General features: G+C 39.6%; 11 protein-coding genes. 9 read left to right on the top strand and 2 right to left on the bottom strand.

What is annotated here, in order from left to right:
* Positions 1–29: 29 nt before the first annotated feature.
* The 5 genes from ACX17N_RS07950 (at position 30) to ACX17N_RS07970 (ending at position 5,674) form a co-directional block, all read left to right on the top strand.
* Positions 30–1,151 (top strand): phosphotransferase family protein, encoded by a 1,122-nt coding sequence (locus tag ACX17N_RS07950; RefSeq protein WP_458892006.1) that lies wholly within the window; start codon positions 30–32, stop codon positions 1,149–1,151.
* Positions 1,148–1,846 (top strand): histidine phosphatase family protein, encoded by a 699-nt coding sequence (locus ACX17N_RS07955; protein ID WP_458892007.1) that lies wholly within the window; start codon positions 1,148–1,150, stop codon positions 1,844–1,846. Before ACX17N_RS07950 ends, ACX17N_RS07955 begins: the two co-directional genes overlap by 4 nt.
* Positions 1,847–1,860: 14 nt before the next feature.
* Positions 1,861–2,604 carry an SDR family oxidoreductase gene (locus ACX17N_RS07960; protein ID WP_458892008.1) on the top strand — a complete coding sequence of 248 codons (744 nt, stop codon included), beginning with the start codon at positions 1,861–1,863 and terminating at the stop codon, positions 2,602–2,604.
* 688 nt (positions 2,605–3,292) lie between these two features.
* Positions 3,293–4,873 (top strand): fatty acyl-CoA synthetase, encoded by a 1,581-nt coding sequence (locus ACX17N_RS07965; protein WP_458892009.1) that lies wholly within the window; start codon positions 3,293–3,295, stop codon positions 4,871–4,873.
* Between the two features lie 213 nt (positions 4,874–5,086).
* Positions 5,087–5,674, top strand: coding sequence for a uracil-DNA glycosylase family protein (locus ACX17N_RS07970; RefSeq protein ID WP_458892010.1), 588 nt, complete (start codon positions 5,087–5,089; stop codon positions 5,672–5,674).
* 9 nt (positions 5,675–5,683) lie between these two features.
* Here the strand turns inward: ACX17N_RS07970 and ACX17N_RS07975 are convergent, their stop codons facing one another.
* Entirely contained in the window at positions 5,684–6,547 is an 864-nt protein-coding gene (locus tag ACX17N_RS07975; RefSeq protein ID WP_458892011.1) for a DMT family transporter, read from the bottom strand.
* Positions 6,548–6,689: 142 nt separating this feature from the next.
* Here ACX17N_RS07975 and ACX17N_RS07980 point away from each other — a divergent pair, with 142 nt between their 5' ends.
* Positions 6,690–8,081 (top strand): aminotransferase-like domain-containing protein, encoded by a 1,392-nt coding sequence (locus tag ACX17N_RS07980; RefSeq protein ID WP_458892012.1) that lies wholly within the window; start codon positions 6,690–6,692, stop codon positions 8,079–8,081.
* Positions 8,082–8,128: 47 nt separating this feature from the next.
* Here the strand turns inward: ACX17N_RS07980 and ACX17N_RS07985 are convergent, their stop codons facing one another.
* Entirely contained in the window at positions 8,129–9,637 is a 1,509-nt protein-coding gene (locus ACX17N_RS07985) for a phospholipase D family protein (protein WP_458892013.1), read from the bottom strand.
* A gap of 412 nt (positions 9,638–10,049) precedes the next feature.
* Here ACX17N_RS07985 and ACX17N_RS07990 point away from each other — a divergent pair, with 412 nt between their 5' ends.
* From ACX17N_RS07990 to ACX17N_RS08000, 3 genes are all read left to right on the top strand, one after another.
* On the top strand, positions 10,050–11,075 hold the full coding sequence (locus ACX17N_RS07990; protein WP_458892235.1) for a flavin reductase family protein: 1,026 nt from the start codon (positions 10,050–10,052) through the stop codon (positions 11,073–11,075).
* 24 nt (positions 11,076–11,099) lie between these two features.
* Complete coding sequence (locus ACX17N_RS07995) at positions 11,100–12,230, top strand: fatty acid desaturase family protein (protein WP_458892015.1); 1,131 nt, start codon at positions 11,100–11,102, stop codon at positions 12,228–12,230.
* A gap of 455 nt (positions 12,231–12,685) precedes the next feature.
* Positions 12,686–13,744: a 3-deoxy-7-phosphoheptulonate synthase gene (locus ACX17N_RS08000; RefSeq protein ID WP_458892016.1), complete on the top strand. Its 1,059-nt coding sequence runs from the start codon at positions 12,686–12,688 to the stop codon at positions 13,742–13,744.
* Position 13,745: the final 1 nt, after the last annotated feature.

Consider the following 13,745-nt stretch of genomic DNA (forward strand, 5'->3'; position numbering starts at 1 on the left):
TCAAAGTCTAAAAAATTAGGGATAAAAGTATGTCGGTAATTGATGTCGGTGGCAATGTCCGTGAAGGGGAAGAACTGGATGTCCAAGCGGTAGAAGACTGGTTAAAGTCACAAGGTGTCACTTTGGAAGGTCAAGTTGAAGTCACTCAATATTCAGGGGGGGCTTCGAATTGGACTTATCGTTTAAAGTATGACAATACGGATTTAATTCTGCGTCGTCCACCTAAAGGGACTAAAGCCAAATCTGCGCATGATATGGCACGTGAATATACGGTGCAGAAAAATCTAGCCCCTTTTTATCCTGTGCTGCCTAAAATGATTGGACTTTGTCAGGATGAGTCGGTCATTGGCTGTGACTTTTATGTCATGAAGCGTATTGAAGGTATTATTCCACGGGCTAAGTTACCTCCTGAATTGCATTTTACGGAAGCACAAGTCCAGCAGCTCTGTGTCAATGTTATCGACAAACTGATCGAGTTACATCAAGTCCCATACGAAGGCACTGAGCTGGAAAAATTAGGCAAAGGAGAGGGTTACTGCCGACGTCAAGTTGAGGGATGGGATCAACGCTTTGAAAAAGCCCATACGATTAACGTTCCAACATTTAAATTCGTGCGTAAATGGCTCATGGAACATATTCCTGAAGACTCTGCCACATGCCTGATTCATAATGACTGGCGTTTTGATAATGTCATTCTAGATCCGCAAGATCCAACGCAAGTCATTGGCGTGTTGGATTGGGAAATGGCCACATTGGGCGATCCACTGATGGATTTAGGTTCTGCGCTAGCGTATTGGGTTGAAGAGACCGACAATAAAATTTTTAAAGCCACCCGTCGTCAACCCACCAATACCAAAGGCATGTTTACCCGTAAACAAGTGGTTGAATATTATCTGGAAAAAACAGGATTACAGCCGAAAAACTGGACGTTCTATGAAGTGTTTGGAATTTTCCGTTTGGCGGTGATAGCCCAACAAATTTACTACCGTTATTTCCACAAACAAACCAATAACCCTGCGTTTAAAGATTTCTGGGTCATTATTCATGCCTTGCATATTCGAGCATTAAAGTTGATTGGTTTACAAAAGCTAGAAGCCAATGAAATTGCCCATAAATATATTGAAAAAATGAAGGAAATTTTAGAAAAATGACCACCATTTATTTGATCCGTCATGGGCAAGCCTCGTTTGGAGCTGAAAGTTACGACAAGCTTTCCAGTAAGGGTGAACTTCAAGCACAACGCTTAGGGCAATATTTCAAGCAGATTTTAAAAGAAGCCCCTTATGTTGTTGCAGGATCAATGCATCGTCATCAGCAAACAGCTCAATTAGCACTAGCTGAGTGTTTTCCACATAGTCAGGTAGTGACCGACCATCTGTGGAATGAATTTAACCATCAGCAAGTTTTTGCTCAATACGAACCAAGATTTAATGAGCCGCATTTATTAAAGTCAGATGTGGCCAATCACGTTAATCCCCGAGCATATTTAGCCAAAATTTTTGAAGGGGCAATTGAACGCTGGACGGGCGGAGAGTTTCATCATGAATATGATGAATCATGGCCTTTATTTAAAGACCGCGTGGAAACAGCCCTGCAAAATTTATGTGATGAGTTGGCACAAACTCAACCACGCTATGCCGTTGTATTTACCTCAGGGGGGGTGATTTCTGTTGCTGCAGGGAAAATTTTAGAACTGAACCCCAATCGTACTTTTGCACTGAATTGGGCAATTACCAATACCAGTATTACCACGTTGCGTTTAGTTGGCAATGAGCCGCAATTACTCAGTTTAAATGAGCATCATTTTATTAAAGCAGATGACTCAGAACTTTTAACATGGATATAACAAGGATTCGACCCATGGCAAAAACTATTTTAATTACCGGGGCTAGTTCAGGTTTGGGCGCTGGTATGGCGCGTGAATTTGCACAAAAAGGCTATAACCTTGCAATTTGTGCACGACGTATGGATCGCTTAGAAGCATTGAAACAAGAACTTGAAAGCCAGTATGGTATTCAAGTCATTGCGAAAACCTTAGATGTCACCAATTACGATCAGGTCTTTGACGTATTTAAGGCATTTCAACAGGATTTTGGCAAGCTGGATCGGATTATCGTAAATGCCGGAGTCGGGCAAGGGCGTCGTATTGGTAAAGGGAATTTTGAGATTAACCGCGCGACAGCGGAAACCAACTTTATTTCTGCTTTAGCGCAATGTGAGGCCGCAGTAGAAATCTTTCGTGCACAAAATTCTGGGCATTTGGTGGTGATTTCATCTATGAGTGCCATGCGTGGCTTACCAAAACATCTCTCAACTTATGCCGCGAGCAAAGCCGCGGTGGCACATTTAGCTGAAGGCATTCGAGCCGAGTTGATTGATACCCCAATTAAAGTATCAACCATTTTCCCGGGTTATATTCGCACTGAACTCAATGAAGGTGCCAAAAAACTGCCATTTGAAGTTGATGAAAAGACAGGATCTCATTTACTTGCCGAAGCGATTGAGAAAGCGCCTGTTAAAGCTTATGTACCCAAATGGCCATGGTTACCAATGGGTTTGGCTATGAAAGTGTTGCCTTTACGCATTGTCAATAAATTGGGTTAAGCTTTACCAGATAAGGGTTTTAAACCCTTATCTTTATAAAAATTTATACAGTAATTTTAATACAAACAATTTAAGAGGGTTCACTAATACAATAAGCATAACTTACGCTTTAGATTTACAAATGCGTGATAGTCAGCAGTGGGTGAGTAATAGGTGGAATTAGGGCTGTATCAACAGCCATCATTGAATTCGATTGGCTGAGCTGAAAATTATGAGCATATTTTAAATCTTATGAGTTAGTGAAACAATTTCAGATCCTGAGTACTCAAGCTAGATAGACTAAATGGTGATGCTGATCAAAAAAAGAGAGTGAATGACTTTCTTTTTAAAGAAAATTATTGATTTCCAAACTCAAAAGAAACTATAAATAAAATAAAAAGGATATTGAAAAATGGAAACAGCTATTATTTCTTTAATCTTGGTTATTATTCTCATTTTACTCATCATCTTTTATAAGAAGAAGTGAAGTTCATTCGGCATCATGGTTATAGATTTAAATAATTAAGTCCCAAAAATATGAAAAACTATTTTTTGGGGCGAATAATGATCAAATTTGACAATTGAGTGCTCTAAAAGAACTGATAGGATGTAGAAATATAGAAATTTCAAAAACAGATCAGAAATTTCTATATCCCAGTATTCTAAATACAAAATAAAAAATCAGGAAATATAACAAGAGGAAAATAGCGTGATTAAGGATATTCAACGTGCACGGCAGCTTCATATTGCAGACATTATAGGAAGAAGTGCAAAGCGCCATGGTCATAAAATTGCACTGATTGACGGCGAAACAAAAATTAGCTTTAAAGACTTAGATCTGCTGGTAAGTAAAATTACTGCTCATCTATATAAGGCTGGATTAAGGAAAGGCGATAAGTTAGTTGTGATGTCGCATAACTGCTGGCAATTTCCTGCAATTTTACATGCTGCAGCACGTTTAGGTGTAATCGGTGTACCCATTAACTTTATGTTGAATGCCAGCGAGGTTAGTTATTTATTAGAACATGCACAGCCTAAAATGGTTGTGAGTGAAGATGAATTGTGCCATATCATCGATGCGGCCTGTGAAAAGATTACTTTTCTTCAGCCACAGAAAATTGTGTTAAATCTCAATAAGGTGCATATCTCTGATTCATGGCAATGCTTTGAACATTATCTACAAGATATTTCAGTGGATTTACCAGAAATTGAACTGAACTCACATGACCCAATACGAATGATGTATACCAGTGGCACAGAATCTTTACCTAAAGGTGTACTCTTAAATAGTGAGAGTCTAATTCTGCAATATACGACATGCATTATTGAAGGCGAAATGAGTGCAAATGATAAAGAAATTCACGCATTTCCACTTTATCACTGTGCGCAGCTCGACGCATTCTTAAATGTTGACTTATTTTTAGGTGCAACAAGTTACATTTTTAGACGTTTTGATCCTGAATTAGTATTAAAAACCATTGCTCAGGAAAAGATTACGAAATTATTTTGCCCACCAACAGCATGGATTGCTTTATTAAACAGTGAAGTAATTACTCAAGTTGATTTAGGTTCACTGGCTAAAGCATATTATGGTGCTTCTACAATGCCTCGCACAGTCATTGAACAATTAAGACAGCTGCTTCCGCATATACGCTTTTGGCAATTTTATGGTCAAACGGAAATGGCGCCTGTGGCGAGTGTATTGAGTCCAGATGATCATGAACATTTTATTGAATCAGTTGGGAAGCCTGCTGTTCATGTACAAACTGAAATTATGGATGAGGATGGAAATATATTACCGTTGGGTCAGGTCGGTGAAATTGTACATCGCAGTTGCCATTTAACATTGGGCTATGATCAAAATCCTGAAAAAACCAGTGAAAGCTTTAGCAATGGTTGGTTCCATAGCGGTGATTTGGGTTATTTCAATGAACATGGATATTTATATGTTGTAGATCGCATAAAGGATATGGTGAAAACAGGCGGTGAGAATGTTTCAACGCGTGAAGTTGAAGAGGTGATTTACACCTTGGAGGGCATTAAAGAAGTTGCTGTCATTGGTATACCTCATGATCATTGGATTGAGGAGGTCGTTGCCGTGATTATTAAACATGAGCATGCTGAAATCGATGAACACGTTATCTTGCAGTATTGCCGAACGCAACTATCAAGCTACAAAGCCCCTAAAAAGATATTTTTTAGGACGGAGTTGCCTAAAAATGCAAGTGGAAAAATTCTTAAGCGGGAACTAAAAAAACATTATACAAAAGCGCAAGATGTTGTTGCATAAAGCATAATAACAAGCGAATGAGTAAGATGAGCCGACTCTATAAGTAGGGTTGGCTTTATAAAGAATGTACCTAGAATGTATTGTGTGTTTAATTGAGATAAAAGTATTTTGCAAATTAATATAAAATGTTGGATAAAGGAAATTAAAGTATCTTCGTAATGAATATATTCTTCACCGCATGATCTAGTTATTTACATTTTTCTGATTTTTACTATGTCCACAATAGAAACCCATCCCCTCGAACCATTTTTACCCCCTAATGCTCAATTACTGATGCTAGGCAGTTTTCCGCCCCCGAAAACACGCTGGAAAATGGATTTCTATTATCCGAATTTTCAAAACGATATGTGGCGTATTTTTGGGCTGATTTTTTTTCAAAACAAAAATCATTTTATTGATTTAGATCAGAAAAAATTTAAAGAAACATTGATCCGTAATTTCCTAAATGAAAAAGGTATTGCGATTTTTGATACTGCCTACCAAGTGGTGCGCTTAAAGGACAATGCTTCAGATAAGTTTTTGCACATTGAAACCCCTGCAGATTTAAATATGCTATTGGCTCAAATTCCACTTTGCCAAAATATTGTGACGACAGGCGATAAAGCAACAGATACCTTAATGCTTTCCATGCCTGAAGATGCTCATAAACCAATCATTGGTTCGAGTACACAGACGATGTTTGCTGATCGAGTGTTGACGCTATCGCGGATGCCTTCATCTTCAAGAGCATATCCTTTAGCCTTAGAAAAAAAGGCCGAAGCCTATCAGCAGTTGTTTCAGCAAATTGGCTTAATTGCATAACTTCAGATGTTATGCATGTTTTTTGGCATAAAACACGCACAGAATAACTGCACAACAGACCAGAATCATGCTGATCTCGATCGCTTCATTTAAAAATATGGCACACAGCATTAAGCCCAAAAAAGGTTGAATTAGCTGAATTTGTCCGACACGGGCTACACCGCCTAAGGCTAAGCCTTTGTACCAAAAAAAGAAGCCGATGAGCATGCTAAATAGCGAGACATAAATGAGTCCTGCATAAGCTGCGAGCGAAATGTCGGCTAAATTCGGTGGGAAATACCAGCCAGCGAGCACCAGCATACCAGGTAAAGCCAAAACCAAAGCCCAGCAAATCACTTGCCAGCCTCCAAGTTGTTTCGACAATTGCCCGCCTTCGGCATAACCTAAACCACAGGCAAAGATGGCAATCAGCATATATAAATCAGCAGTTAAATTCAGGCGCTGATTATCCTGTTGCCACATAAACAGGATGATAAAACTACTTCCAGTCAGTGCGGCTAACCAAAATTTGATACTCGGTCTTTCACCTGCACGGAGTACGGCAAATAATGCTGTAGCGAGGGGTAATAATGCAACAAAGACCAATGCTCTAGCGGCTGTCATGTCTTGCAAAGCAAGGGCCGTAAAAAATGGAAAGCCAAATACGACGCCAAATGCAATAATAAGCAAGGATTTGATTTGCTTAAAATTGGGCAGTGTTTGCTTGCAATAAATCAGAAACAAAATTGCAAAACCTGCGGCGAGCACTGCACGCGCACCAGTCAGAAACTCAGGACTAAAATCAGACACAGCAAGTCGAGTCGCTGGCATTGATCCTGCAAAAATAATGACACCCAATAAACCATGTAGCCAACCAATATTATTTTGCTGCATGTTTTTCTACTCATGTTGATATACAAGAATTACATGCCAAATCAAGCGCACGAAACAGATACAATCCAGTACAATTTAAAAGAACTGTATGGGTATACAATTTATTGTGTATCCTCCTTGGCCTTTGGTATTCACGATCGTTATGCAGAGTAAAATTGACATTGTCATTGCGCAAATTAAAGCAAATATTGCGAGTCAGCGATTTGTCGTTGGAGCAAGATTGCCATCTGTGCGTCGCCTAGCACAGGACATGCAATTTTCAGTTTCAACGGTTGTCGAAGCCTATGCTCGTTTAGTCACTGAAGGTGTGCTGGAAGCCAGAGCCGGTTCAGGCTTTTATGTGAAAGGAGAAATGTTGCCGCTAAAAATGGCAGAACCTTGCATTCAGTATGACCGTGAAATCGATCCCTTATGGATATCACGTCAATCCCTCGAAGCCAGTGATTCTATGCTAAAACCGGGCTGCGGCTGGCTACCAGCAGAATGGATGCCAGAAACCAGTATACGCAAAGCCTTGAAACAGGCTGCAAAATCTTCGTTAAAAATGTTGGTCGAATATCCAGTACCACATGGACATTTAGGTTTAAGACAGTGGATTGTTCGTAAAAATACGCAATATCAAATGCAAGTTGAACCTTCACAGGTCATGATTACGGATTCTGGCACACAATCGATTGATCTGATTTTTAGAGTTCATTTAAAAGCAGGTGATGTCGTACTGATTGATGATCCTTGTTATTTTAATTTTCAGGCGTTAATTCAAGCGCATCATTTACAGGCAATAGCAATTCCATTTACCGCGCAGGGACCTGATTTAACCAAGTTTGAGCAGGCCCTGCAGTATCAGCCAAAATTGTATTTAACCAATTCTGGCATACATAACCCTACCGGGGGCTGTTTGTCGATTTATACCGCGCACCAAGTGGCAAAATTGGCTGAACAAACCAATCTGCTGATTATAGAAGATGATATTTTTACCGAGTTTGAATATCTGCCTGCACCGCGCTATTCCACTTTAATGGGTTTGGATCAAGTGATTCAGATTGGGAGTTTTTCAAAAACACTGACGGCGTCGTTACGCTGTGGCTATATTGTTGCAAATCAGCAAAATATTGAAAAATATATTAATTTAAAAATCGCGACCAATTTTAGTGGTGGGCATCTAAATGCGGAAATTATTTATAACACCCTTATGGATAGCCATTACCCAAAACATATGGAGTGGTTAAAGAATAAACTCAATAGCTGTATGGGGCAATGTATTCAAAATTTACAACAGTTGGATATTCAACCCGTGTTTATTCCTAAAGCTGGAATTTTCTTATGGTGTAAATTGCCGCAGCATATAGATGCTTCCGAGTTATCCAAGCAATGTTTAAAACGTGGATTAATTCTGGCGCCCGGAAATGCCTTTAGCCAAGATAAGGATGCAAAACACTTTTTGCGATTTAATGTAGCGCAGAGCATGAATCCAAAAGTGTTTGCTTTGCTCGCAGAAGCCTTAAAAACTTTTACAGTTGAGTCCAAGCAGTAAAATTTAAACACATTGCTTGGGTAGGATAGGATGTAATGATATTGTCATTACATCATCCATTCAACGGGTAAGTAAGCGAGACTTTTAAACGTAAAACGTTGGAATTTGGTGGTATGTGGGTCTACGTCATATTCAGTCACTTGGCCATTTTCATGATGCTCTAACCAAATAATTTCACCTTTAGAGTTGAGTTTGAGTTCATAGGCAATTTTCGGAAGATAACGATCCAGTGCATGTGTGACCCGATTTTGTAGTTGATCTGATTCCACCACTAAGCCTACTTCAGTATTTAAATGAACTGATCGCGGATCAAAGTTAAAAGAGCCAATAAAGACTTTGCCATCAACATCAAAGAATTTGGCATGTAAGCGTGAGGAACTTTTACCTTTAGCGGGGATGGCATTGCCAGTTAAAACCTCATACCATGTTCGCTGTTTACGCGTAATATCAGGTTTAAATTCATAAAGCTGTACACCATTTTCTAGCAAATCTTTACGATATTTTTGGTAAAAGGCATGTACCAAAGCAACATCATTCGCCAAGAAGGAGTTGGTTAAAACACGGACTTGTATTTTCTGTTTTGATAAATCATTTAAAAATGCTGTCCCATCCTTGGTCGGAACAAAATAGGCAGACACCAGCTCTAAATGTTGTTCGGGTGTACCCATCACATGCTTTAATTGGGTATATAGCAGTTTATCTTGGCTGATATTTCCAAGAGTCTTTTCAGGAAAGTCACCTAAAAATTGAGCTTTGACCCATTCTATATTTTGTTCATTTAATTGAGTCATGATGTGTTGACGCGACAATTCAAGTTGATCCTTAAATTGATCTTTTTGCATATCACTCATGGCATTGCTTTGACGTAGTTCATCAAGCTCAGCGGCTGTCGCATTGCCAAGTAATTGTGGTACTGAATAACTTAAATCGTTGTTCCAGAAGTTAATAAAAATTTGATTGGCAGATTTAACTGCATTGCCAAAGAATAAAATGTCCATATCCGTAAATTGGAATTCATCGCCGGCATCAAAATATTCTCGACTAATATTGCGCCCACCTGTGACTGCAATCGCACCATCCGCGATAATCAACTTGTTATGCATGCGATGATTAATCTGCTTCATTCGCAAAGCATAATCTAGGACTCTGAAATTTCGGTACTTGTAAGGGTTATAGAGTTTAATTTCAAAGTTTGGGTGAGCGGCTAGTTTTTTAAGCAAAGGGTCTAACTTTGTACCATTCTGGTCATCAATCATCAGGCGGACTTTGACCCCACGATCTGCAGCTTTTAACAATTCTGTCAGCATCATATGACCCAAAGAGTCGTCTTCCCAAATGTAATATTGCAAATCCAGCGTATGTCGTGCTTCACGGATTAAATGAATACGTGAGGCAATACTCATAAAAGCATCATCGAGTGCCAAATATGCACTGAGCCCTTGCTGGATCTGAGTGTCAACATTTTGCCGTTGTACCCAGTGCTCGGTATGGTAACTCGAGGAAGCTTCTTTTTTAGCCTGATTGGGAGGTAGGCTACAAGCGGTCAGTGATCCCATGCTCACACATAATAATATAGGGAAGTATCGGTTATTTTTTTGCATTTTCTTCTAATTCATTATGACCCATATATGCACATATTATCATGATGTTAGGGCAGAATTAAGGCTTTAAAAATGCTTACTGTAGTTCATCAGTTAAAGCGATTTGACCTGTTTGGCGATATGAAAAAGCCTTAATCAGCCATATTTAATAAGACCAGAGTGTTCCATTCGATCTGATCTATTTTAAAACAGGAAAATGTGAGATTGGCAGAAACTGACATTTTGTTAGACAAAAAATGATAATAAATGCCAAATGATATGTTTTGTCCTCATCTGACATAGAGCATGCGATCAGTTAAATCTATTGTTAAGTTAGAAATAAAAGACAGTTGTATAAAAATATAGACTGATTCGGATGAGTACAATTATGGTCAATCATGTGCAATATAAGCCTGAATGGGTGCGTGAAGATTTTGTCGATTTTCTCGCAGAAAAACTTCACCCTACATGGGCATGGAAAAAGGTCAAAGCTCAGCTTAGTGCGCGAAAAGCACTAAGTGATGATTTTATTCAGCTCCAGTTGCGGCCAAATAAAAACTTTAAAGTCGATCAGGTCAAGGCCGGTCAAAGTATTTTAGTGACGGTCGTGATTCAGGGAGTACACCAGCAACGAAGTTATTCGGTGGTCGAAATTTTACCGAATAAAGATCTAGTCATTGCTGTGAAGCGTCAGGGCTTAGTTTCCCAAGCACTGACCAGCATGGCAGTAAATTCAGTGATTGAAATTTCTCAAGCACAAGGCGATTTTGTAGTTGATCCACAATTGCCGATGCCCATACTGCTCATAGCATCGGGTAGTGGTATTACCGCCATTTATGCACTGTTAAAACAGATGCTTAGAAACGCTGATCAAAAGGTCGATTTACTTTACTTCACTCGTGATAATGCCTATCACGAAGAAATTCAGTCCTTAACCCAGCAATATCCGCAGTTTAAATATCATCATGTGAATACCCGGCAAACTGCTCAGCATTTTAGTCCAAGTCTGCTCACGGCATGCATTCCAGATTTCCAGCAGAGAGCCTGTTATGCCTGCGGAGCTGCTCCTATGATGCAAAGCATTCAACAACTTTATGCTGAATTAGAGCTAATACATGCTTTAAAAACTGAATATTTTCAAATTCAGGTTGATAGCACTTTGGAAGCCCAACCAGTGACTTTCTTACGTGCTCAACAGCAATTTCAAGCCCAAAATAACCTTTTGGAAAGTGCAGAAAAAGCAGGGCTGAGACCAGCGCACGGCTGTCGGATGGGTATTTGCAATACCTGTTCGTGTACCAAAGTTCAGGGGGCGGTGCGCAATCTCCTTACAGGTGAGATTGATGCGCAGAGTAATACTCAGATTAAACTTTGTATTTCTCAAGCCGTCAGTCCGGTCGTAATTAATTTATAAAACTTTAAGCTAGGGACAAATAAAATGAATAAACCCGTTAATTTTCAAGCCGGCAGTAAATCACGTTATCTAAGTGAAGAAGAAATGCAGTCCTTTGCCGCAAAGGTTGAAGCTATTCGCCAAGAGGTGATGCAAAGTTTGAGTGAACAGGATGCGGCCTATATTTATAACATCCGAAATTTTGTTCGTTACAGTGAAATTGCTTCTCGAGGCATGCTCATGTTCGCGGGTTGGTTGCCCCCAGTATGGTTATGCGGGACAGCCTTGTTAGGTATCTCTAAGATTGTTGAAAATATGGAATTGGGGCATAACGTCATGCATGGGCAGTTCGACTGGTTAAATGATCCAAGCCTGAATGGTGCCAAATATGATTGGGATACCATTGCCACAGGGGATGACTGGAAATACACACATAACTATGTTCATCACACCTATACCAATATTGTCGGAAAAGACCATGATGTCGGCTATGGTTTAATTCGTGTGAGCGAGAGCCAAGTATGGGAACCGCGCTTTTTATTCAATATTCCGTTAGCCATGCAGTTGATGGTATTTTTTGAATGGTATGTAGGCGTACAAAATTTACATTTGGAAGAGGTGATTGCTTATAAACGCAAAACTTGGCGTGAAGTTTGGCAAGATGCAACAAAGCTCAGAAAAAAAGTAAAACGACAAATCGTGAAAGATTATGTCTTTTTCCCGATGATTGCTGGACCGAATGCCATACCTGTTTTTACGGCAAATGCTGTAGCCAATGTGATTCGCAGTTTATGGGCATCTGCGGTAATTTTTAATGGGCATTTCACGGAAGATGCGGAAACCTTCGAACAAGACCACACTGAAAATGAAACACGTGCCGAATGGTATATCCGCCAAATCCGCGGCTCGAGTAATTTCACAGGCACACAATGGTTACATATTCTGAGTGGAAACTTGAGCCATCAAATTGAGCATCATTTATTTCCCGATATGCCTGCAAATCGTTATGCGCAAATTGCACCGAAAATTAAAGCCCTATGTGCTGAATATGGTATTCATTACAACGAAGCGAGCTTTGTCCGTCAATTCGCCAGTGTTTGGTTTAGATTGGCAAAATGTTCACTCCCAAACGATATGACAGGGCAATTTAAAAAGACTATACAAAGCTGGTTGTGAACTGGCTTTTGAAATTTAAATAATTTCAGTGTATTGATAAGTAAAAGTTGCAGAAAGTATAACTATTATTTCTTAAAATAAAGGTTGTCAAACGTTGTGATTAGGCGTATTTTTATTTTCAGAGACTTTTTTGATGAAACAAAGATGTTAAAGCAACCTTTAATCGCAAACGCTTATTTTTATTTTTGGCAGTTTAGATAATTGCCTGAACGCGTTTGGGCAAAAAAAAGGTTGCCCACCAGTTGATACCTGATCGGCAACCCCGGTCAGGTTTTTTTATGCTTTGTTTTTTATATATTTTTTAGGAGATTCACATGTACGCATTTAACACTTCATATTTTAGCAACGGTTATTGGTTTTACTTTAGTCAGTTTATGACTCAATCCTTATCATCCCATAGACCCAAAAAGCACAAATAAAAGATCGGACTGAACAACAGTCCAAAGGAAAGACCGATGAACGCTCTAAATACTGCTCTACAACATCAAACAACACCGCAAGAAACATTATTGAGTTTGCCCCATCAGCTCAAAGCACACTTACCACTTTCTGCCTCTCTTGCAGCTCAGATTGCTGAACATCGCCAAATTATTCAGAATATTTTAGCGGGCAAAGACCAACGCTTATTGGTGATTACTGGTCCATGTTCGATTCATGATCCAGTTGCAGCTTTGGAATACGCGCAAAAATTACAACAGTTACAAGCTCGTATTTCTGACCAAGTTTTTCTTGTAATGCGTACTTACATAGAAAAACCACGTACCACAGTGGGCTGGAAAGGTTTTATGTATGATCCTGATTTAGATGGATCTTCTGATTTACAGGCTGGTTTAGAGCAGTCACGACAGTTATATCTGCATATTATTGAAATGGGCTTGCCGATTGCGAGCGAAATTTTAAGCCCAATGGCGACTGCATATTTTGATGATTTATTGGCTTGGGGCGCAATTGGTGCACGAACCAGCGAATCGCAGATTCATCGTGAAATCGCAAGTCAAATGCCTTATAGCATCGGCTTTAAAAATGGTACGGATGGTTCCATTCAAATTGCACTTGATGCGATTCAATCCGCTTCAAATCAGCATCAGTTTTTAGGCATGAGCCAATCGGGTCTACCTTGTGTACTCCATTCTCAAGGCAATCCCTTAGCGCATTTGATTCTACGTGGTTCAAATACTGGACCAAACTATCAAGCCGAAGAAATTGCTAAAATTCAGGCGAAAGCAAAAGGGGATTTACCTGCACTGGTCATTGATTGTAGTCATGGCAATAGCAGCAAAAATCCTGCCTTACAGCCACAAGTGTTGCGTCAAATTGTACAAGAGCGTGAACAGACTCAAGTTCGTGGAGTTATGCTAGAAAGCCATTTGGTGGAAGGCAGCCAGAAGATTTCATGCGACATGATGTATGGCCAGTCGGTGACTGATGGTTGTATTGGTTGGGATCAAACAGAACAACTATTATTAGAAGCTGCCCAGCAGTTAAACATGCAAGCATTACAGCGCAGTGCTTAAC

The sequence above is a fragment of the Acinetobacter sp. GXMZU3951 genome (genome assembly GCF_054457875.1).